General features: G+C 74.7%; 21 protein-coding genes and 1 tRNA gene. 18 read left to right on the forward strand and 4 right to left on the reverse strand.

Features of this window, described 5'->3' with window-relative positions; translation table 11 throughout:
* Nucleotides 1-7 precede the first annotated feature (7 nt).
* The 18 genes from IPO09_04545 (at nt 8) to IPO09_04630 (ending at nt 16,750) form a co-directional block, all read left to right on the forward strand.
* Nucleotides 8-1,825, forward strand: coding sequence for a carbamoyltransferase (locus IPO09_04545; GenBank protein MBK9516621.1), 1,818 nt, complete (start codon nt 8-10; stop codon nt 1,823-1,825).
* A gap of 24 nt (nt 1,826-1,849) precedes the next feature.
* Nucleotides 1,850-2,278: a hypothetical protein gene (locus IPO09_04550; protein MBK9516622.1), complete on the forward strand. Its 429-nt coding sequence runs from the start codon at nt 1,850-1,852 to the stop codon at nt 2,276-2,278.
* Nucleotides 2,279-2,287: 9 nt separating this feature from the next.
* Nucleotides 2,288-2,446, forward strand: coding sequence for a hypothetical protein (locus tag IPO09_04555; GenBank protein ID MBK9516623.1), 159 nt, complete (start codon nt 2,288-2,290; stop codon nt 2,444-2,446).
* 12 nt (nt 2,447-2,458) lie between these two features.
* The gene (locus tag IPO09_04560) at nt 2,459-4,915 is read left to right on the forward strand and encodes a hypothetical protein (GenBank protein ID MBK9516624.1); all 2,457 of its coding nucleotides are present in this window, start codon (nt 2,459-2,461) and stop codon (nt 4,913-4,915) included.
* A 75-nt stretch (nt 4,916-4,990) separates the two neighbouring features.
* Nucleotides 4,991-6,442 carry a histidinol dehydrogenase gene (hisD, locus tag IPO09_04565; protein ID MBK9516625.1) on the forward strand — a complete coding sequence of 484 codons (1,452 nt, stop codon included), beginning with the start codon at nt 4,991-4,993 and terminating at the stop codon, nt 6,440-6,442.
* A complete protein-coding gene (gene hisB / locus IPO09_04570; GenBank protein MBK9516626.1) occupies nt 6,439-7,059 on the forward strand; it encodes an imidazoleglycerol-phosphate dehydratase HisB in 621 nt (206 codons plus the stop codon). Before hisD ends, hisB begins: the two co-directional genes overlap by 4 nt.
* A complete protein-coding gene (hisH, locus tag IPO09_04575; protein MBK9516627.1) occupies nt 7,056-7,679 on the forward strand; it encodes an imidazole glycerol phosphate synthase subunit HisH in 624 nt (207 codons plus the stop codon). Before hisB ends, hisH begins: the two co-directional genes overlap by 4 nt.
* Entirely contained in the window at nt 7,680-8,429 is a 750-nt protein-coding gene (gene hisA, locus IPO09_04580; protein MBK9516628.1) for a 1-(5-phosphoribosyl)-5-[(5-phosphoribosylamino)methylideneamino]imidazole-4-carboxamide isomerase, read from the forward strand.
* A gap of 27 nt (nt 8,430-8,456) precedes the next feature.
* Entirely contained in the window at nt 8,457-9,224 is a 768-nt protein-coding gene (gene hisF / locus IPO09_04585) for an imidazole glycerol phosphate synthase subunit HisF (protein ID MBK9516629.1), read from the forward strand.
* Nucleotides 9,221-9,604, forward strand: coding sequence for a phosphoribosyl-AMP cyclohydrolase (gene hisI, locus IPO09_04590; protein MBK9516630.1), 384 nt, complete (start codon nt 9,221-9,223; stop codon nt 9,602-9,604). The genes hisF and hisI overlap by 4 nt, the downstream gene beginning before the upstream one ends.
* Nucleotides 9,605-9,931: a phosphoribosyl-ATP diphosphatase gene (hisE, locus tag IPO09_04595; GenBank protein ID MBK9516631.1), complete on the forward strand. Its 327-nt coding sequence runs from the start codon at nt 9,605-9,607 to the stop codon at nt 9,929-9,931.
* A 155-nt stretch (nt 9,932-10,086) separates the two neighbouring features.
* A complete protein-coding gene (locus IPO09_04600; protein MBK9516632.1) occupies nt 10,087-10,281 on the forward strand; it encodes a 30S ribosomal protein S21 in 195 nt (64 codons plus the stop codon).
* Nucleotides 10,282-10,306: 25 nt separating this feature from the next.
* Nucleotides 10,307-10,756 (forward strand): GatB/YqeY domain-containing protein, encoded by a 450-nt coding sequence (locus tag IPO09_04605; GenBank protein MBK9516633.1) that lies wholly within the window; start codon nt 10,307-10,309, stop codon nt 10,754-10,756.
* A 58-nt stretch (nt 10,757-10,814) separates the two neighbouring features.
* The gene (gene dnaG, locus IPO09_04610; GenBank protein MBK9516634.1) at nt 10,815-12,740 is read left to right on the forward strand and encodes a DNA primase; all 1,926 of its coding nucleotides are present in this window, start codon (nt 10,815-10,817) and stop codon (nt 12,738-12,740) included.
* 98 nt (nt 12,741-12,838) lie between these two features.
* On the forward strand, nt 12,839-15,088 hold the full coding sequence (gene rpoD, locus IPO09_04615; protein ID MBK9516635.1) for an RNA polymerase sigma factor RpoD: 2,250 nt from the start codon (nt 12,839-12,841) through the stop codon (nt 15,086-15,088).
* A gap of 49 nt (nt 15,089-15,137) precedes the next feature.
* A tRNA-Ile gene (locus IPO09_04620) sits at nt 15,138-15,209 on the forward strand.
* A gap of 24 nt (nt 15,210-15,233) precedes the next feature.
* Entirely contained in the window at nt 15,234-15,977 is a 744-nt protein-coding gene (locus tag IPO09_04625) for a hypothetical protein (protein MBK9516636.1), read from the forward strand.
* A 263-nt stretch (nt 15,978-16,240) separates the two neighbouring features.
* Complete coding sequence (locus tag IPO09_04630; protein ID MBK9516637.1) at nt 16,241-16,750, forward strand: ribonuclease HI family protein; 510 nt, start codon at nt 16,241-16,243, stop codon at nt 16,748-16,750.
* A 56-nt stretch (nt 16,751-16,806) separates the two neighbouring features.
* Here IPO09_04630 and IPO09_04635 read toward each other — a convergent pair whose 3' ends face one another.
* The 4 genes from IPO09_04635 to IPO09_04650 form a co-directional block, all read right to left on the reverse strand.
* On the reverse strand, nt 16,807-17,409 hold the full coding sequence (locus tag IPO09_04635; protein ID MBK9516638.1) for a class I SAM-dependent methyltransferase: 603 nt from the start codon (nt 17,407-17,409) through the stop codon (nt 16,807-16,809).
* Nucleotides 17,410-17,463: 54 nt separating this feature from the next.
* On the reverse strand, nt 17,464-18,117 hold the full coding sequence (locus IPO09_04640; protein MBK9516639.1) for a hemolysin III family protein: 654 nt from the start codon (nt 18,115-18,117) through the stop codon (nt 17,464-17,466).
* Between the two features lie 213 nt (nt 18,118-18,330).
* Entirely contained in the window at nt 18,331-18,900 is a 570-nt protein-coding gene (gene def / locus IPO09_04645; protein MBK9516640.1) for a peptide deformylase, read from the reverse strand.
* 91 nt (nt 18,901-18,991) lie between these two features.
* Nucleotides 18,992-20,074: a hypothetical protein gene (locus IPO09_04650; protein ID MBK9516641.1), complete on the reverse strand. Its 1,083-nt coding sequence runs from the start codon at nt 20,072-20,074 to the stop codon at nt 18,992-18,994.
* Nucleotides 20,075-20,195 lie beyond the last annotated feature (121 nt).

Genomic DNA, 20,195 nt, shown 5'->3' on the forward strand with positions numbered 1-20,195 from the left:
GGCGCGCGTGCACGTCCTCGGGATCTCGGCCTACTACCACGACTCGGCGGCCTGCCTGGTGAGCGACGGCCGCATCGTGGCCGCGGCCCAGGAGGAGCGCTTCAGCCGCGTGAAGCACGACCCCGGCTTCCCGCGCCGCGCCGCCGAGGCCTGCCTGCGCCAGGGCGGCATCGCCGCCAGGGATCTCGCCGCCGTGGCCTTCTACGACAAGCCCTTCACCAAGCTCGACCGGATCCTGGAGACCCACCTGGCGATGGCGCCACGCGGCCTGCCGGCCTTCCTGGCGGCCATCCCGGTCTGGCTCGACCAGAAGCTCTGGATCCCGGACCTGGTGAAGCGCGAGCTGGGGTACGAGGGGCCGGTGCTCTTCCCCGAGCACCACCAGTCCCACGCCGCCTCGGCCTTCTTCCCGTCGCCCTTCGAGGCGGCCGCCTTCCTCACCCTGGACGGCGTGGGCGAGTGGGCCACCGCCTCCTACGGCGCGGGGCGGGGCAACCGGCTCACCCTGGCGGCCGAGCAGCGCTTCCCGCACTCGCTCGGCCTGCTCTACTCGGCCTTCACCTACCAGGCCGGGTTCCGGGTCAACTCCGGCGAGTACAAGCTCATGGGGCTGGCCCCCTACGGCCAGCCGCGCTTCGTGCGCGCCATCCTCGACGAGCTCATCGACCTGAAGCCGGACGGCTCGCTCCGGCTCGACCTGTCCTACTTCGACTTCGTGGCCGGGCTGCGCATGACCAACCGGCGCTTCGACGCCCTCTTCGGCGGGCCGCCGCGCGCGCCGGAGGCGCCCCTCACCCAGCGCGAGATGGACCTGGCCCGCTCCATCCAGGAGGTCACCGAGGAGGTGGTGCTGCGCTGCGCCCGCCACGTGCGCGCCGAGACCGGCGAGCGCGACCTCTGCCTGGCCGGCGGGGTGGCGCTCAACTGCGTGGCCAACGGCAAGCTCCTGCGGGCCGGGGTCTTCGACCGGCTCTGGATCCAGCCGGCCGCGGGCGACGCCGGCGGGGCCATGGGCGCGGCGCTGCTGGCCTGGCACCACCACTTCGGCCAGGAGGCGGCGCCCAAGGGCGGGCGCGACCTCCTCTCGGGGGCCTGCCTGGGGCCAGCGTACGACGAGGCCGAGGTGGCGGCCTTCCTCTCGGCGCGCGGCCTGCCCCACCGCCGGCTCGAGGAGGCCACCCTGCTCGACGAGGTCTCGGCGCTGCTCGAGGCCGGCCAGGTGGTGGGCTGGTTCCAGGGGCGCATGGAGTTCGGCCCGCGGGCGCTGGGGAACCGCTCCATCCTGGGGGACGCCCGCTCGCCCCAGATGCAGCGGCGCATGAACCTGGCCATCAAGTTCCGCGAGAGCTTCCGGCCGTTCGCCCCGGCGGTGCCGCTGGAGCGGGCCGCCGAGTGGTTCGAGCTCCCTGGCGAGAGCCCCTACATGCTGCTGACCGCCCAGGTGAAGCGCTCCCGCCAGCGCGCCATGACCGCCGAGGAGGCGGGCCGCTTCGGCATCGACCAGCTCAACGTGGTCCGCTCGGAGATCCCGGCGGTGACCCACCTCGACCACTCGGCGCGGGTCCAGACGGTGGACCGCCGCGACCACCCGCGCTTCCACGCCCTGCTGACCCGCTTCGGCGAGCGCACCGGCTGCCCGGTGCTGGTGAACACCTCCTTCAACGTGCGCGGCGAGCCGCCGGTGGAGTCGCCGCTCGACGCCTGGCGCTGCTTCATGCGCACCGGGATGGACGCCCTGGTGCTGGGCGACCACCTGCTGGTGCGTGAGGGGCAGCCGCCGCTCACCGACGACGCGGCCGGGAGGGCCACCCGTGCGCTCGACTGATCCCCTCCGGACCTGGGTGCGCCCGTGAGCCTGCCCGCCGACGTGGCCGCCGGCCTGGCCCGGCTCGACCCCTCGCCGCGGGCGCTGCGCGCCTTCGCCCTCACGGTGGGCGGCGCGCTCCTGCTCCTGGCGGGCTGGCTCGCCTGGCGCGGCGGCGCCTGGGCGGCCTGGCTCCCCGCCGGCGCCGGCCTGCTGCTCATGGCCGCCGGGCTCCTGGCCCCGGCCCGGCTGCGGCTGCTGCACCGGGGCTGGATGGCGCTGGCGCTGGCGCTCGGCTGGGTGGTGTCGCGCCTGGTGCTGACGGCGCTCTTCCTGCTGGTGGTGACGCCGCTCGGCCTGGTGGCGCGGCTGTCCGGCCGGCGCTTCCTGGAGCTCCGCCCGGATCGCGGCGCCCGCACCTACTGGATCCCCCGCCCGCCGGATCGGCGCGACGACTTCACCAAGATGTACTAGAGGTGGGGCGTGTCCAAGCTGCGCATCGTGGCCGATTACCTGGGGTTCCTGCGCCAGCAGAAGAAGTGGTGGGTGCTGCCCATCGTCCTCTTCCTGCTGCTCTTCGGGGCGCTCATCGTGCTGACGCAGGGGAGCGCGCTGGCCCCCTTCATCTACGCGCTGTTCTGAGGCTCGGGACCGGTGAGCGCGCGCCGCGTCAGCAAGCCCGCGGGCGAGCCCGCGCCGGCCGGGGCCGCGCCGGCCCCCTCGGGCGCGCGGCTCTGGGCCTTCCGGCTCCTCACCAGCCTGCTGGTCCCGGCGCTGCTCTTCGGCCTGCTGGAGGGGGGGCTGCGGCTCCTCGGGGTGGGCTTCCCGGCCGGCTTCACCGTGCCCTGCCAGGTGGAGGGGCGCGCCGGCGCCTGCGACAACCCCGACTTCGCCCGCCGCTTCTTCCCGGCCGGGCTGGCCCGCAGCGCCACCCCGTTCGCCGTGACGCTGGAGAAGGGGCCGCGCACCTTCCGCGTGGTGGTGCTGGGCGAGTCGGCGGCGCAGGGCGACCCGGCGCCGCCCTACGGGTTCGCCCGCCACCTGGAGGTGCTGCTCTCGGCCGAGCTGCCCGGGCTGCAGGTGGAGGTGGTGAACGCCGGGGTGGTGGCCATCAACTCCCACGTCCTGCGGGTCATCGCCAAGGACGTGGTGGCCCTCTCGCCCGACCTGGTGGTGGTCTACGCCGGCAACAACGAGGTGGTGGGCCCGTTCGGCCCCGGCACGGTGCTGACCACGGGCCAGCCGGGCCTGGCCGCCATCCGCGCCTCGGTGGCCCTCGGCGCCACCCGGCTCGGGCAGGTGGCGGCCCGGGCACTGCGCCGCGAGGGCCAGGGCCAGCCGGCGGCCTGGAGGGGGATGGAGCTCTTCCTGGAGCGGCAGGTGCCGGCCGACTCGCCGGCGCTGGAGGGCGTCTACCGGGCCTTCCGCCAGAACCTGGCCGACGTGCTGGCCACGGCGCGCGGCGCGGGGGCGCGGGTGGTGGTCACCACCGTGCCGACGCGGCTGGTGGGCTGCGCCCCCTTCGGCTCGGCCCACCGGGCCGGCCTCACGCCGGCCGAGCTCGCGGCCTTCGACGCCGCGGTGGCGCTGGGCGACGCGGCGGCGGCGGCGGGGCGCGCCGAGCAGGCCCGGCCGCGCTGGCTCGAGGCCGAGGCGCTCGACCCCGGCCACGCGGCCCTGCAGTACCGGCTGGGCCGGCTGGCGCTGGCGCGGGGCGACGCGGCCGAGGCCCGCACCCGGCTGGAGCGGGCCCGGGACCTCGACACGCTGCGCTTCCGGGCCGACGGCCGGGAGGAGACCATCCTGCGCGAGGTGGCCGCCGAGGCCGGGCCGGGCGTGACCCTGGTGGACGGCGCGGCGGCGGTGGGGGCCGGCAGCCCGGCCGGGCTGGCCGGCGGCGAGGTGCTCTGGGAGCACGTGCACCTCGCCCCGCACGGCGCCTGGCTCCTGGCGAAGGCGCTCCTGCCAGCCGCCCTGGCGGCGGTGCCGGCGGCGCTCCGGGCGGTGGCGGCCGGGCCCACCGGCGCGCCCCCCGTCTCGCTCGACGAGGGCACGGTCTCGGCCCGCCTGGCGCTCACCGGGTTCGACCGGTACCGGGTGGCGAAGGAGGTGCTCGACCGGCTCTCCCGCGCCCCCTTCACCGGCCAGCTCGACCACGCCGAGCACCTGGCCGAGGTGGCCCGGGTGCGCGACCTCGGCGCCGCCGAGCCCTTCGAGGTGACCGAGGCCGGCTACCGGGCGGCGCTGGTGGTGCGGCCACACGACCCCTGGCTCCACCTCGCCCGCGGGGTGCTGCTCGACGACCACGACGTCTTCCTGGCGCGGCGGGGTGGCCGCGACGACGGGCGGGCGGTGGCCTCCTACCGGGCGGCGCTCGAGCGCCTGCCCAGGCTCACCGAGGCCCGCTTCCGCCTGGCCGAGTCGCTCCTGCGGCTGCGGAAGGCGGGCGAGGCGGCGGAGGAGTGCCGGGCGCTCCTGGCGGTGCGGCCGGGCCACGCCGCGGCCGAGCGGACGCTGGGGCAGGCGCTGGCGGCGGCCGGACGCGCCGAGGAGGCGGAGGCCGCCCTGCGGCGGGCCGTGGCCCTCGACCCGGCGGCGCCCACCGGCCGCGGCGCGGCGCTCGACCTGGGGCGGCTGCTCGCGGGGGCGGGGCGGCTGGAGGCGGCGGTGGCGGCGCTGGCGCCGGCGGCGCCGGGGGGCGAGCCCTTCGAGGTGGCGGCGGCCCACTACCTGCGCGGCGTGGCCCTCGGCAAGCTCGGGCGCGGCGCCGAGTCGAAGGCGGCGGTGGAGGCGGCGGCGCAGGCCTACCTGGCCGCCACGGCGGCCCACCCGGAGTCGGCCGAGGCCTGGCACGGGCTGGGGAAGACGCGGGCCGACCTGGGCGACGCGGCCGGGGCCGTGGCGCCGCTCTCGCGGGCGATGGCGCTGCAGCCGCTCCTGGCCGAGGCGCGCCTCCGGCTGGTGCGGGCGCTGGCCGCCGCGGGCCAGGGCGCCGAGGCGGTGGCCCAGGCGCGTCAGGCGGCCGACGACCTGCGCCGGGCCGGGCGGGAGCAGGACGCCCTGGTGTTCGACGCGGAGCGCCGGGCGCTGGAGGCGCCGGCGGCGCGGTGAGGCCGGCCGGGCCGCCGCGACGTTGGCGCACCTGCCCCGGCTGGAGTATGAAACCGGGCTCTCCGCGAGGCTCCCGTGAAGACCCTCACCACCACCGCCCCCGACTTCCCCGCGGCCTGGGCCGCCCTCTGCGCGCGCGGCTCCGACGAGGACGAGGCGCCGGTCCGCCAGGCCGCCGCCCGGGTGGTGGCCGACGTCCGCGCCCGCGGCGACGCCGCCCTGCTGGAGTACACCGTCCGCTGGGACGGCTGGAGGCCCACCTCGGCCGCCGCCCTGCTGCTCGGGCCGAGGGACTTCGCGGCCGCCTGGAGGGCGCTGCCCGCCGCCGGCCGCGCCGCGCTCAGGCTGGCCGCCGACCGGGTGCGGGCCTTCCACGAGCGGGAGCGCGACGCCGAGGTGCCGGCCTACACCGACCGGCTGGGCGCCCGGCTGGCGCAGGTGGTCCGCCCGCTCGAGCGGGTCGGCCTGTACGTGCCGGGCGGCACCGCCCGCTACCCGTCCTCGGTGCTCATGACCGCCATCCCGGCCAAGGTGGGCGGGGTGAAGGAGGTGGTGGTCACCACCCCGGCGCTGAAGGGCTCGGGCGAGGTGGACGCCTGGACGCTGGCCGCCTGCCACGTCTCCAGGGTGTCGTCGCTGGTGAAGGTGGGCGGGGCGCAGGCGGTGGCGGCGCTGGCCTACGGCACCGCCACGGTGCCGGCGGTGGACAAGATCTGCGGGCCGGGCAACGCCTACGTGGCGGCGGCCAAGCGGCTGGTCTTCGGGCAGGTGGACATCGACATGATCGCCGGCCCCAGCGAGATCCTGGTGCTGGCCGACGCCCGCGCCGACGCCGCCCTGGTGGCCAGCGACCTCCTGGCCCAGGCCGAGCACGACGTGCGGGCGGTGGCGGTGCTGGTGACCTGCTCGGCCCGGCTGGCCAGGAAGGTGGAGGCCGAGGTGGCCCGCCAGCTCGAGACGCTGCCGCGCCGCGAGATCGCGGCCCGCTCCATCGAGGAGCGCGGGGCGCTGGTGGTGACGCACGGCATGGCCGAGGCGGTGCGGCTGGCCGACCAGTGGGCCCCGGAGCACCTGGCGCTGCACGTCGACTCGCCGCGCCGGCTGGTGCCGCGCCTCTCCCGCGCCGGCGCCATCTTCGTGGGCGCCTCCACGCCGGAGGCGGTGGGCGACTACCTGGCCGGCCCCAGCCACGTCCTGCCCACGGCCGGCACCGCCCGCTTCGCCTCGCCGCTCTCGGTGGCCACCTTCCGCCGCCGCATGAGCGTGCTCGAGCTCACCCCGCGGGCGCTGGCCGCGGTGGCGCCGGCCGTGCAGGCGCTGGCCGGCGCCGAGGGGCTGGAGGGGCACTGGCGGGCGGTGCGGCTCAGGGTCGAACAGGCGGGGCCGGGGTCGGGGTCGAGGTCGGGGTCGACGTCGAGGTCGGGGTCGGGGTCGGGGTCGAGGTCGAGGTCGGGGTCGAGGTCGGGGTCGGGGTCGAGGTCGGGGTCGGGGTCGGGGTCGAGGTCGAGGTCGAGGGGAGCGCGATGAAGACGGCGAAGAAGGCAGGCAAGCCCACCCAGAAGCCCGGCCGGGGCCGGATCTCCCGCCGGACCAAGGAGACCGACATCACGCTGGCCCTGACCCTGGGGGGCGGGGTGGCCGCCATCCAGACCGGGCTGCCCTTCTTCGACCACATGCTCTCGCAGATCGCCCGGCACGGCGGCCTGGGCCTCGAGGTGCGGGCGGTGGGCGACCTGGAGGTGGACGCCCACCACACCGTGGAGGACGTGGGCATCGCCTTCGGCGAGGCGCTGCGGGTGGCCCTGGGCGACAAGGTCGGCCTGGCCCGCTACGGCCACGCCGTGGTGCCGCTCGACGAGGCGCTGGTGGAGGCGGTGGTGGACCTCTCCGGCCGGCCGCACCTCACCTTCAACGCCCCGCTGGTGAGCGGCAAGAAGTTCATCGGCGCCTACGACGTGGACCTGACGCAGGACTTCTTCCAGGCGCTGGTGAACCACGCCCGCATCTGCGTGCACGTCAACGTGCGCTACGGGCGCAACCTGCACCACGTGGTGGAGGCCACCTTCAAGGCGGTGGCCCGCGCCCTGCGGGCCGCGCTGGTGCGCGAGGGGACGGCGCTGCCGTCCACCAAGGGGGTGCTGTGACCCGAGGCCCCAGGCCGCCCGGCACCGTGGCGCTGGTGGACTACGGCGCCGGCAACCTGCGCTCGGTGGAGAACGCCCTGCGCGAGGTGGGCGCCGAGGTGGTGGTGACGCACGACCCGGCGGTGGTGCGGCGCGCCGACCGGGTGGTGGTGCCGGGCCAGGGGGCCATGCCGGCCTGCGCCGACGCCATGCGCAGGAGCGGCGTGGAGGCGGCGCTGCGGGAGGCCATCGACCGCGGCGCGCCGGTCCTGGGCATCTGCGTGGGGCTGCAGATCCTCTTCGAGGCCGGCGAGGAGGCCGGCGGCGCCCGCGGGCTGGGGCTCATCCCCGGCACCATCCGCCGGCTGCCCTCGGGCGTGAAGCTGCCGCACATCGGCTGGTCGCCGGTGCGCGCCGCCGGCCCGCTCCACCCGCTCTTCGCCCCGCTCGACGGGCAGTACGTCTACTTCGCCCACAGCTACGCCGCGCCGGCCGAGGCCCCCGGCGTGCAGCTGCTGGCCGAGCACGGCGTGCCGTACTGCGCCGGCCTGGCGCGCGGCAACCTGTTCGCGGTGCAGTTCCACCCGGAGAAGAGCCAGCAGGTCGGGCTGGCCTTCCTGCGCCGCTTCGTGGAGGTCTAGGTGCTGGTCATCCCGGCGATCGATCTGATGGGCGGCGAGGTGGTGCGCCTGGAGAAGGGCGACTTCGCCACCAGGAAGGTCTACTCGCGCCACCCGGCCGAGCAGGCCGCCGAGTTCCTGGCCGCCGGCGCCACCCGGCTGCACGTGGTGGACCTGGACGGCGCCAGGGCCGGCCGGCCGATCAACCTGGACACGGTGCGGGACATCTGCGCGGTGCAGGGGCTGGAGATCGAGCTGGGCGGCGGGCTGCGGTCGCTGGCCGACGTGGAGCGCGTGCTGGCCCTGGGGGTGCGCTACGCCGTCCTCGGCACCGCCGCGGTGGAGCGGCTCGACCTGGTGCGCCAGGCCTGCCAGCGCTTCCCCGGCCAGGTGGTCTGCGGCATCGACGCCCGCAACGGCGAGGTGAAGGTGGCCGGCTGGCTGGAGGGCTCCGGGCTCAAGGCGGCCGAGGTGGCGCGCCGGGTCAAGGAGGCCGGGGTGACGCTGGTGGAGTACACCGACGTGGCCCGCGACGGCATGTTCACCGGGGTGGACGCCGCCGGCGCGGCCGCGCTGCAGGCCGAGGCCGGGCTGCCGGTGGTGGCCTCGGGCGGCGTGGCCAGCCTGGACGACGTGACGGCCTGCCTGGCCGCCGGGGTGGCCGGTCTCATCGTGGGCAAGGCGCTCTACGAGGGGCGCTTCACCCTGGCCGCCGCGGTGGCGCTGGCCCGCACCCCCGCCGGCGCCGCCGCCGGCCCCCGCCCCGCCTGACGCGGCCGCCGCCAACGGAGCCCCCCCATGCCGGCCAAGCGCATCATCCCCTGCCTCGACGTGAAGAACGGCCGCGTCGTCAAGGGCGTCAACTTCCAGAACCTGCGCGACGCCGGCGACCCGGTGGAGGCGGCGGCCCGCTACGACGCGCAGGGGGCCGACGAGGTCACCTACCTCGACATCGCCGCCACCCTGGAGAACCGCGGCACCCTGCTCGACCTGGTGACCCGCACCGCGGCCCGGGTCTTCGCCCCGCTCACGGTGGGCGGGGGCGTCCGCAGCGAGCAGGACTTCGTGGCCCTGCTGCACGCCGGGGCCGACAAGGTGAGCGTCAACTCCTCGGCGGTGAAGGACCCCGGGCTGGTGGACCGGCTCTCGGCCATCGCCGGGGCCCAGGCGCTGGTGGTGGCGGTGGACGTGAAGCGGCGCCCCAGGGCGGAGGGGCGGCCGCAGGAGTGGGAGGTCCACGTGGCCGGCGGCTCCCGGGCCACCGGCCTGGAGGGGCTGGCCTGGTGCCGCGAGGTGGCGGCGCGCGGGGCCGGCGAGCTCCTGCTCACCTCGATGGACCGCGACGGGACCCAGGCCGGCTACGACCTCGAGCTGCTGGAGCGGGTCTGCGGGTCGGTCACCATCCCGGTCATCGCCTCGGGCGGGGTCGGGTCGCTGGAGCACCTGGCCGAGGGGCTCCGCTTCGCCGACGCGGCCCTGGCGGCCTCCATCTTCCACGACGGCAAGCACACCGTGGGCGAGGCCAAGGCCTTCCTCCGGGCCCGCGGCATCGAGGTGAGGCCATGAGCGCGAAGCGACCCGACCCGGCCGCCGGCGGCGACCTCCGGGCCGACCCGGTGCCCGCCACCTCGGTGCTGGACCTGGTGAAGTTCGACGACCGCGGCCTGGTGCCGGTGATCGCCCAGGAGGCGGACGGCACGGTGCTCATGCTGGCCTGGGCCAACCGGGCGGCCCTGCAGGAGACCCTGGCCACCGGGCGCGGCACCTACTGGTCGCGCAGCCGCCAGGCGCTCTGGCGCAAGGGCGACACCTCCGGCCACCTGCAGGTGGTCTCCCGGGTGGCGGTGGACTGCGACGGAGACGCCGTGCTCTACACCCTGGCCCAGACGGGCCCCGCCTGCCACACCGGGGCGCGCAGCTGCTTCTTCACCTCCCAGGAGATCTAGATGGCCGACGAGCGCTTCCTCGCCCAGCTCTGGAGCACCATCGAGGCCCGCCGGGCCGACCCGGCGGCGGAGCAGAGCTACACCCGCCAGCTGCTGGCCAAGCCGGGCAAGGCCCGCCGCAAGGTGATCGAGGAGGCCTACGAGGTGGCCGAGGCCCAGCAGGGGCTGCTGGCCGGCCTGGACACCCGCGAGCACCTGGCGCTGGAGGCGGCCGATCTCGTCTACCACCTGTTCGTGGTGCTGGCCTCCGCGGGGGTCACGCCGACCGAGGTCTACGAGGTGCTGGAGAAGCGCCACGCCCCCCGCCCACCCGGCGGAACCCCTTGACAAGGTAACGAAAAATTCCTAAGAGGCCCGTTCCATAGAGCGGAGAAGCCGGGTGCCCACAAGGCGTCCGGCTTTGCGTTTTCGTGGCGACCCGACGACCCAGGCTTTCCCGCAGCGGCGAGCCGAACCAGGCCTGAGAGGCCAAGAGGACAAGAATGACCGGAGTGCGTGTCAAGGAAGGCGAGTCCTTCGAGAACGCCATGAAGCGCTTCAAGAAGCAGTGCGAGAAGGCGGGCATCCTCTCGGAGATCCGCAAGCGCGAGCACTACGAGAAGCCCAGCGTGAAGCGGAAGAAGAAGGCCCTGGCCGCCAAGAAGCGCGCGCTCAAGAAGAACCGCAAGACCTACTAGGTCGCGCTCCGCCCTCGGGACCCTCATGGCCCTCAAGGACCAGCTCGACGCCGACCTCAAGACGGCCATGCGCGACAAGGACACGGTGAAGCTCTCCGTGGTCCGGATGCTCAAGAGCGCCGTCAAGTACCGCGAGATCGAGATCATGAAGCCGCTGGACGACGGCGGCGTGCTGCAGGTGATCTCCTCGGAGATCAAGCGGCACAAGGACTCGGTCGAGCAGTACCGGGCCGGCAACCGGCAGGACCTGGTGGAGAAGGAGGAGGCGGAGATCGCCATCCTCCAGGGCTGGCTGCCCGCCCAGCTCACCGAGGCCGAGGTCCGGGCCAAGGTGGACGCGGCGGTGGCCAGCACGGGCGCCACGGGTCCCAAGGACATGGGGGCGGTCATGAAGGCCCTGCTGCCCGAGGTGCAGGGCAAGGCGGACGGCAAGCTGGTCTCGGAGCTGGTGAAGGCGCGCCTCTCCGCGAAGTAGGGCCCACGGCGCCGCGCCCGCCGGAAAGCGGCCCGCGTCACCAGGCCCGTCAGGTCCTTTGGAGGGGTCCCTGATCCCCGACGAGATCAAGGAGGAGATCAGGGCCCGGGTCGACGTGGTGGCGGTGATCGGCCGGCACGTCGAGCTGAAGCGGGCCGGCCGGACCTGGAAGGGCTGCTGCCCGTTCCACGGGGAGCGCACCCCGAGCTTCCACGTCTACGTCGAGGACAAGCACTACAAGTGCTACGGGTGCGGGGAGTACGGCGACGTCTTCACCTTCCTGCAGAAGCTGCAGGGCAAGGAGTTCCCCGAGGTGGTGCGCGAGCTGGCCGCCGAGGTGGGCATCGAGATCCCGGAGTCGGACGCCCACGAGACCGCCGAGGCGCAGCGGCGGCGGCAGGAGCGCACCGAGCTGCAGGCGGCCAACGACGCCGCGGCCCGCTACTGGGCGGCCCGGCTGGGCAGCCGGTACGGGGAGGCGGCGCGCGCCTACCTGGTGTCGCGCGGGGTGGCGGAGGAGCAGGTGAAGGCCTTCCGCCTGGGGGTGGCCGCGCCGGGGTGGGACGACCTCGGGGGGCGGCTGAAGGAGAAGGGCATCGGTGACGCGGCGCTCCGGAAGGCCGGACTGCTGGTGGAGAAGGACGACGGGCGGACCTACGACCGGTTCCGCCAGCGGCTCATGTTCCCCATCACCTCCCTGGACGGGCAGGTGATCGGGTTCGGCGGCCGGGCGCTGGGCGAGGAGAAGGGTGCCAAGTACCTCAACACCCCGGAGACCCTGCTCTACAAGAAGAGCCGCGTGCTCTACGGCATCGATCTGGCCCGCGAGGGCATCCGGCGCACCCGCTCGGCGGTGCTGGTGGAGGGGTACTTCGACGTGATCGGGCTGCACCAGGCCGGCGTGAAGAACGCCGTGGCGGTCTGCGGCACGGCGCTCACGCCGGAGCACGTGGACCTCCTCAAGCGCTGCGACTGCCGCGAGGTCACCGTGCTGTTCGACGGCGACCCGGCCGGCCTGGCCGCGCCCGCCAAGGCCGCCGCCGCCCTCTTCCCCTCCGGCCTGTCCGGCAAGGTGGCCACCCTGCCGGCCGAGGCGGGCAAGGTGGACCCCGACGACTACGCCCGGCTCCACGGGCGCGCCGGCGTGGAGGCCCTGCTGGCCCAGGCGGTGCCGCTCTCCCAGTTCCTGGTGGACCGGGCGGTGGAGCGCCACTGCGGCGATCGGCCGGCCGGCGCGGCCCTGGAGGCCAAGCTGCAGGCGGTGGCCGAGCTGGCCCCGCTGGTCAAGCTGGTGCCGGAGGGGCTGGCCCGCTCCATGTTCGAGGACACCATCGCCAGGCGGCTGGAGCTGGACGTGGCGGCCCTGCGCGAGGAGCTGAAGGGCGCCCGCCCGCCGCCGCGCCGCGACGAGGCCCCGCCCGATCTCGACGACGACGAGGCCCCGCCGGAGTACCGCGACCGGCCCGCCGAGCCGCAGCGCCAGGCCTACCGCCCCAGCCGGGGCGGCCCCCCGGCGCAGGGGCCGGGGCGGGTCCGGGTGGTCCTGCCGGGGTCGGCCGCCGACGCCCTGGGGCTGCTGGCCGCCTTCCCCGACCTGGCCCCGGTGGCCGAGGAGGAGGGGCTGCCTGGCCTCCTGCCGGCCGGCCCGCTGGCCGATCTGGCCCGCGACCTGGTGCGCGAGCCGATGGGCCTGGACGCCGCCCTGGCCCGCCTGGCCGCCACCGCCGACGAGGCCACCCTGAACCGCCTGCGCGCCCTGGCGGGCCCGGGCCGCCCCGAGGCCGCCGCCGCCGCGGGCCAGCTCCGCCGCGCCTGCGTCCGCGCCGCCATCGAGCTGCAGGTGGCCGAGCAGGGCCGGCTGCACGCCCTCATCGCCCGCGAGGGCTCGCCGGTGCCCGACGACCTGCTGGTGAAGGCCCAGGTGGCGGCCCGGCGCCGCTCGGACCTGGAGCGCCGCCTGCGCGCCCTGGACGCAGGCGGGTAGACCGAACATCGCACCGCCGCAGCATTGGCTGGGCTCACACCCCCGCCCCCTGTTAGGAAACGACGCTGCACGCAACGCCCCGAAGGAGTCGGACCGACATGCCGAAGAAGCCCGTCAAGCCCCCGAAGGCGAAGAAGGCCCCCAAGACGGCGAGGCCGCCCGTGGTGCGGGCCAAGGCGCGCCCCGAGGCGGCCCGCCCGCCCGCCAGGGCGCCGGCCAAGGCCGCCAAGGCGGCCCACCCCGAGCGGCCGCACAAGGGCGCCCGGTCCGAGAAGGCGGAGAAGGCCGAGAAGGCCGAGGAGGAGAAGCCCCTCCTCCGCAAGGGCAAGCGGGGGGAGGCGGCCCCGGAGGCGAAGCCGGTCAAGCTGCGCAAGGGCGCCCCGGCCGTCGACCCGGACGCCGAGGACGACGACGAGGCCGAGGAGGGCGAGGAGGGCGCCGCCCCGGTCGCCGCCAAGGACGAGGACGAGCTCGACGACGACAAGTTCCCCGTCGACGACATGAGCGACATCACCGAGCGGTCCGAGGTGAAGGCGCTGATGGAGCGCGGCCGGGAGAAGGGCTTCCTCACCTACGACGAGGTGAACGACGCCCTGCCCTCCGACATCGCCTCCGACCAGATCGAAGACGTCATGTCGATGTTCGGGGAGCACGACATCGAGGTGGTGGACGACGCCTCCAAGATGAAGCTGCCGGAGAAGCCGCCCGAGCCGGACCCCAAGGACGAGAAGGAGGAGAAGGAGGAGGAGGAGGACGCCGGCTACGGCAAGTCCAACGACCCGGTCCGCATGTACCTGCGGAAGATGGGCTCCGTCTCCCTGCTGACCCGCGAGGGCGAGGTGGAGATCGCCAAGCGCATCGAGGAGGGCGAGAAGGAGATCCTGGCCGCGGTGCTCTCCTCGTCCATCGCCATCGCCGAGATCAACGAGCTGGGCGAGCGGCTGCGCAAGGGCAAGATCCGGGTCCGCGAGATCATCAAGGACCAGGGCGACGAGGCCCAGGCCGAGACCGAGGAGGAGGAGGAGGTCGAGGAGGTCGAGGCCGCCGCCGAGGGTGAGGCCGTGGTGGCCGGGGAGCCGGAGAAGCCGGCCCTGCCCAAGGAGGAGGAGCGCAAGGTCGAGAAGGTGCTGGAGCACATCGGCAAGATCGCCTCGGCCGAGAAGCGGGTGGCCCAGATCAAGGAGACGCTGGACGAGAACAAGAAGCTCTCCGACGCCAAGCGCAAGGAGCTGCGCGGCAAGATCCGGGAGATCGAGGGGCAGATGCTGGAGCACCTCGAGGCCATCCAGATCAACAAGAAGCAGATCGACCGCATCGTGGTGAAGCTCAAGGGCTTCATCAAGCGGGTCGAGGAGGCCGAGCGCGAGCAGCTCGACTGCGAGCGGCGCACCGGCTTCAAGGTGCGCGAGCTCAAGGCGGTGCTGCGCGAGGCGCGCGGCGACGAGGCCGCCTGGAAGAAGCTGGGCAAGCGGCTGGGCGCGCGCGGCGACGACCTCGAGGAGGTCGACCGGGCCATGCGCACGGCGCAGCGCAAGCTGCTGCGGGTGGAGGAGGAGGCCAAGGTGCCGCGCGAGGAGCTGCGCCGGACCTACCGCACCATCCTGGAGGGCGAGCTCAAGGCCGAGAAGGCCAAGACCGAGCTGGTGGAGGCCAACCTGCGCCTGGTGGTCTCCATCGCCAAGAAGTACACCAACCGCGGCCTGCAGTTCCTCGACCTGATCCAGGAGGGGAACATCGGCCTGATGAAGGCCGTCGACAAGTTCGAGTACAAGCGCGGCTACAAGTTCTCGACCTACGCCACCTGGTGGATCCGCCAGGCCATCACCCGGGCCATCGCCGACCAGGCGCGCACCATCCGCATCCCGGTGCACATGATCGAGACCATCAACAAGCTCATCCGCACCTCGCGCTACCTGGTCCAGGAGCTGGGCCGCGAGCCGACGCCGGAGGAGATCGCGGAGAAGATGGAGCTGCCGCTCGACAAGGTCCGCAAGGTCCTCAAGATCGCCAAGGAGCCCATCTCGCTGGAGACCCCCATCGGCGAGGAGGAGGACAGCCACCTGGGCGACTTCATCGAGGACAAGTCGCTGGTCTCGCCCTCCGACGCGGTCATCAACATGAACCTGGCCGAGCAGACCAGGAAGGTGCTGGCCACCCTGACGCCGCGCGAGGAGAAGGTCCTGCGCATGCGCTTCGGCATCGGCGAGAAGAGCGACCACACCCTCGAGGAGGTCGGGCAGGACTTCGAGGTGACCCGCGAGCGCATCCGCCAGATCGAGGCCAAGGCGCTGCGCAAGCTGCGGCACCCCAGCCGCTCCAAGCGGCTCAAGAGCTTCGTGGAGAACTGAGGCCCGCCGGACGTGGTACACCGGGCCTGCGCCGGCCGGGGCGAGAAGCGGGCCCATAGCTCAACGGCAGAGCAATCGGCTCATAACCGAACGCATCCAGGTTCAAATCCTGGTGGGCCCACTCGAGTGGCCAAGGAGGGCTTCATTGTCGTCGCTGCGTGAGAAGTTGAAGGCACTGGAGGAGCTGCAGCAGATCGACCTCGAGAGCAACGAGGTCCGCACCGCGCTGGACGCGGTGCCCGGGCAGCGGGCCACGCTGGAGGCCAAGGTGCTGGAGGCACGCCGGGCCTACGACGAGCAGAAGGCCCGCCTCGACCAGAACGAGCGGGACCGGCGGCAGATCGAGGCGCTGCTGGCCCTGGAGCGCGACAAGGTGAAGAAGTGGGAGGGGCGCCTGGGCGACATCAAGACCCCGCGCGAGTACGCCGCGCTCTCCCGCGAGATCGACATCGCCAAGAAGACCAACGACGGCCAGACCGAGCAGGGCAAGGTGCTCCTGGCCGCCGCCGGCGAGATCCGGTCGGCGCTGGAGGCGCGCGGCGAGGCGCTGGCCGACTCGGAGGACGTGGCGCAGGCGGCCCTGGCCGAGCTGCAGCGCAAGCAGGGCGAGGCCGAGGCCCGCCTGGCCGCGCTGGCGACCCGCCGGGCCGACGCCGCCACCCGGGTGGACCCGGGGCTGCTGGGCCGCTACGAGGGGCTCAAGCGCAAGCGGGCCGGGGTGGCGGTGGCGCCGGTGGTGGGCTCGACCTGCCAGGGCTGCCACCGCAACATCCCGCCCCAGCTCTCCATCGTGCTGCAGCGGGCCGACACCATCGAGGCCTGCCCCAACTGCCACCGCATCATCTACTCGGCCTCGGCGGTCAACCCGCCGGCGCCGCCGCCCGCCTAGCCGTGGCGCGCTCGGTCCTGGCGGACCTGCTCCGCTTCATCGCCGCCAACGAGGAGCTGCCGCGGGCCCTGGCGCGCTACAAGGGCCACACCCGCGACACCCTCGGCACCCTGCTCTCGGCCGCCGCCGACCGGCTCGAGGAGGCCGAGGGCGAGACCGGCGGGGCCGCCGCGCCCGGCGCGGTGACGCGCGGCCTCAAGGTGCGCAAGGGCACCGAGGTGGAGAAGGCCGCGGCCCGCGCCGCCGAGGAGCTGCAGGAGGCCATGGACCTCTCCAAGAGCGAGCGGGAGGCCAAGAAGCGCGAGCGGGCCGCCGCCGCCGAGGTGGAGCGGCAGGCCACCGTGGCCGCCGCCGAGGTGGCCGCCCGGCCGGTGCGCACCCGCCTCTTCACCGACGGCGCGGCCCGCGGCAACCCCGGCCCGGCCGGCGCCGGCGCGGTCATCGTCAGCCCCGAGGGCCACATCGTGGCCAAGGTCGGCAAGTTCCTGGGCGACGAGACCAACAACGTGGCCGAGTACATGGGGCTGATCATCGGCCTGAAGCGCGCCAAGGCCATGGGCATCAAGGAGCTCGACGTGCTGGCCGACTCCGAGCTGATGGTGCGGCAGCTCAACGGCGAGTACGCCGTGAAGGCCGAGCACCTCAAGCCGCTGCACGAGGAGGCCAAGGGGCTGCTCAAGGCCTTCACGGCCATCGAGATCCGCCACATCCCGCGCGAGGAGAACGCCCAGGCCGACGCCATGTCGAACCGGGCCATCGACGAGCGGCTGTAGGGGCCCCCCGGGGGGGGGGGGGAGGTGGAGGGACCCCGAGGTGAGGGGCCGGCCGCTCAGGCGCCGCGATCCGCCGGCGCCTCCAGCTCGTAGAAGGGCAGGCCGGCCCGCCGGGACGCCCACAGCCCGCCGCCTACCTGCTGGAACCACGGCGCCAGCCGGCGCCGGTACCAGGCGCCGCTGCGGCCGTGCACCGCGGTGTCGGTGGCCTCCCGGTCCACCACCTCGGCCAGGTCGCGCGCCGTGATGGCCTCCAGGTAGAGCAGGCCGCGGCTCATGGCCCCCAGGTTCTCGATGGCCCGCGCCGCCGCGTCGTCGTCGAGGTACTGCAGCACCCCCTGGCAGACGATCAGGTCGAAGCGCTGCCGGGCCCGCCAGCGCGAGATGTCGCGCCGCTCGTGGCCGTAGCGGGCGCAGGCGTACGGTGAGACGTCGGTGGAGCGGTAGGCCACGCCCCGGCGGTGGCGCCGGAACCAGTCGCGCCACAGCCCCGGGCCGGCGCCCACGTCGAGCACCCGCTCGAGCTCCACGCCGAACCAGCCGGCCAGCCCGGTCACGCCGCGCGCCAGCCGGTCGATCTCCCTGGCCGTGTGGACGCGCCGCCGGCCGGTGTAGTGGCGGCGGTAGTAGGCCTCGTCGAAGCGCTGGCTGGCGGTCATGGCGCGCGAGGAGAGCACGCCGGCGCGGGGGCGGGCAACGTGGAAAGGGCCCGGCTACCCGAGCGCGCCGACCACGCCGGCGACCGCCACGTAGTGCAGCACGGCGGCCAGGATGACCAGGGCGTGGAAGACCTCGTGGTAGCCGAAGACGCGCGGGAAGGGATCGGGCCGCCGGGTGGCGTAGACCACCGCCCCCACCGTGTAGGCCACGCCGCCGCCGCCCAGGAGCCACAGCCCGCCGGCGCCGATGGCGCCGTGGAGCGCGGGGAGCATCGGCACGATCATCCACCCCAGCCCCACGGTGAGCACCGCCATGAGCCACTTGGGCGCCAGCGGCCAGGCCACCGACAGGACCATGCCGGCCAGGGCCCCGATCCAGACCGCCACCAGCAGGCCGCGGCCGGCGCCGTCCGGCAGCAGCAGGCCGAACGGGGTGTAGGTGCCGGCGATGAGCATGAAGATGGCGGCGTGGTCGAGCCGGCGCATGACCAGGCGGGCGCGGGTGCCCCAGCGCGGGCGGTGGTACAGGGCCGAGACGGCGAACTGGGCGGTCAGGGCCAGCCCGTAGACGGCCGCCGCCGCCAGCGCGCGCGGGCCGGGGGCGGCCTGCAGCAGCGCCACCCACCCGGCCACCGCGAAGGCGGCGGCGATCTCGTGGGAGACCCCGCGCAGGAGCGGCTTGGGCGGGGCGCTGGCGGTCGGGTCCATGTGGAAAGCATGGATCCGGCTGGTCACGGGCGCGTCACGGCACGGTGCGTCATGGCGGCGCGCCGCGGGGCCGGTGCGCGTCCGTGGGCCGAGGGACGGAACTCCCGGGCGGGCGCCAGCGGACGAGGCGCCCGTCCGTGGGCCGAGCGACGGAACTCCCGTCCAGGCCCGCCCGCTGCCAGGCCCGCCGACCAGCCAGGCGACCGCGGCCGCCTACAGCGCCGACTCGTGGCGCTTGGCGCCCTTGACCTGCTCGGCCTTCTGCTCGGCGCGCTCCTCGGCCTGCTCCAGCTTCAGCTTCTTCATGCGGCGCCGGATCAGCTCGCGCTTCAGCGAGGAGAGGTGGTCCACGAAGAGCGTGCCCTGCAGGTGGTCGTACTCGTGCTGCACGGCGATGGAGAGCAGCCCGTGGCACTCGAGCTCGAACGGCTTGCCGCGGTAGTCGAGCGCCCGCACCCAGACGACGTCGGCCCGCTCCACGTCCTCGGCCTCGCCGGGGATGGAGAGGCAGCCCTCGGTGTAGGTGGTGATGCCCTCGGTCTTGACGATCTCGGGGTTCACGAAGTGCAGGAGCTTCTGCCCCTCCTGCCGCGGCGAGGTGTCGATGACCAGCACCCGCTTGAGCACCGCCACCTGGGGCGCGGCCAGGCCGACGCCGTCGGCCGCGTACATGGTCTCGGCCATGTCGTCGAGCAGCTTGCGGAGGGAGTCGTCCACCCGCTCGACGGGCTTGGCGATCTCCTTGAGGACGGGGTCGGGCCAGATGACGATTTCGCGGACCATGAGGGCCTTCCAGGTGGGGCTCGGGAAGGGGAATCTAGCGCGGACGGCCGCCGCGCGCACGCCAGGCCGCCGGCGCCGGGTGGCTCGCCCCTCAGGGCTTGGCGTGGGCCAGCAGCCAGGCGTAGGGGTCGCCCACCGCGCCGAGGGTGCCCGAGTAGACGCTGCTCCAGACGTCGTGCCCGGCCCCCTGGACCGGGGTGAACAGGACCTCCCGGCGGGGTGGCGTCGGGCAGGCCGCCAGCGACGCCATGACCGCCTCCTCCGGGCCGATCTCGACGATGGGGTCCGCGGTGCCGTGGATGGCCCAGATGGCCACCTTCCCGAGGTCGCAGCCGGCCCGGGTCCAGGCGCCATTGGGGCGGCCGGCCAGCAGCAGCGCCGCCGCCACCAGGGTGTCGGTGTGGGTGCCGAGGTAGTCCCAGCTGCCGATGGAGCCGCAGGAGAGGCCGGTGAGGAAGACCTGCTTCGGGTCCACCGTGTAGCGGGCCATGGCCCAGGTGAAGAAGGCGTGGACCTTGGCCGCGGTCGGGCAGTCCAGCTCGTTCTGCGGGGAGAGGACCACGAAGGGGCGCGAGGCCGGCCAGTTGCCCTGCTGGACCAGGCGCGGCGGCCCGTTGGCCAGCACCCGGTCGAGCAGGAACAGGCCGTCGCCGTTCTCCCCGAAGCCGTGCCAGAAGACCAGCAGCGGCCGGGGCACGCCGTCGCCGTAGCCGGGCGGTAGGTACTCGTAGGCGCCGCTGGGCGCCCCGTCGGTGCCCTTCGGCAGGGCGGTCTGGGGGGCCGTGGCCGGCATGGTGACGGCCACCTCGGCGCTGCGCGGCGAGGCCTGCCCGGCGGCGTCCACCGCCTCGACCGCGAAGCCGTAGGTGTCACCGGGCTGGAGGCGCGGCAGGACCCGCCCCGTGCCGGGCTTCGCCACGGTGGCCGCCAGCTCGAGCGGACCGGCGCCACGGCGCTGGTAGAGCAGGTAGTGGTCGAGGCGTGCGTCGGCCACCGGCGCCCAGGTGACCGAGACCTGGCGGCCGGCGCCGGGGCTGGCCTGGAGCAGCAGGGGGGCCTGGAGGCCGGGGTCGGAGGCGCCGCAGGCGGTCAGGGCCAGCAGCCCCAGGAGTGGCGCCAGGGCGTGGGGGCGCGCGGCGTGGCGTGGCGGGCGGGACGGGCTGTGGTCGGGCATGGCTCTGCTCCAGGCCAGGAGCCTACACGGGCCGGGTGCTGGTCGCCTGCCGACCCCACCGGGTAGGGGGATCCCGGGACGCGACCAGCTCAGCGATCCCAACCTCATCAAGCCCGGGCAG

Origin of the sequence: Anaeromyxobacter sp. (assembly GCA_016718565.1) — a bacterium.
In the GTDB taxonomy this organism is placed as follows: Bacteria; Myxococcota; Myxococcia; order Myxococcales; family Anaeromyxobacteraceae; genus JADKCZ01.

Bases quoted from the DNA above. Each gene is read 5' to 3' on its own strand.
- hisB (MBK9516626.1), top strand. From the start codon at position 6,439: ATGAAGACGGCGAAGAAGGCAGGCAAGCCCACCCAGAAGCCCGGCCGG.
- hisF (MBK9516629.1), top strand. From the start codon at position 8,457: ATGCCGGCCAAGCGCATCATCCCCTGCCTCGACGTGAAGAACGGCCGC.
- hisI (MBK9516630.1), top strand. From the start codon at position 9,221: ATGAGCGCGAAGCGACCCGACCCGGCCGCCGGCGGCGACCTCCGGGCC.
- hisE (MBK9516631.1), top strand. From the start codon at position 9,605: ATGGCCGACGAGCGCTTCCTCGCCCAGCTCTGGAGCACCATCGAGGCC.
- IPO09_04600 (MBK9516632.1), top strand. From the start codon at position 10,087: ATGACCGGAGTGCGTGTCAAGGAAGGCGAGTCCTTCGAGAACGCCATG.
- IPO09_04605 (MBK9516633.1), top strand. From the start codon at position 10,307: ATGGCCCTCAAGGACCAGCTCGACGCCGACCTCAAGACGGCCATGCGC.
- rpoD (MBK9516635.1), top strand. From the start codon at position 12,839: ATGCCGAAGAAGCCCGTCAAGCCCCCGAAGGCGAAGAAGGCCCCCAAG.
- IPO09_04630 (MBK9516637.1), top strand. From the start codon at position 16,241: ATGGACCTCTCCAAGAGCGAGCGGGAGGCCAAGAAGCGCGAGCGGGCC.
- IPO09_04635 (MBK9516638.1), bottom strand. From the start codon at position 17,409: ATGACCGCCAGCCAGCGCTTCGACGAGGCCTACTACCGCCGCCACTAC.
- IPO09_04640 (MBK9516639.1), bottom strand. From the start codon at position 18,117: ATGGACCCGACCGCCAGCGCCCCGCCCAAGCCGCTCCTGCGCGGGGTC.
- def (MBK9516640.1), bottom strand. From the start codon at position 18,900: ATGGTCCGCGAAATCGTCATCTGGCCCGACCCCGTCCTCAAGGAGATC.
- IPO09_04650 (MBK9516641.1), bottom strand. From the start codon at position 20,074: ATGCCCGACCACAGCCCGTCCCGCCCGCCACGCCACGCCGCGCGCCCC.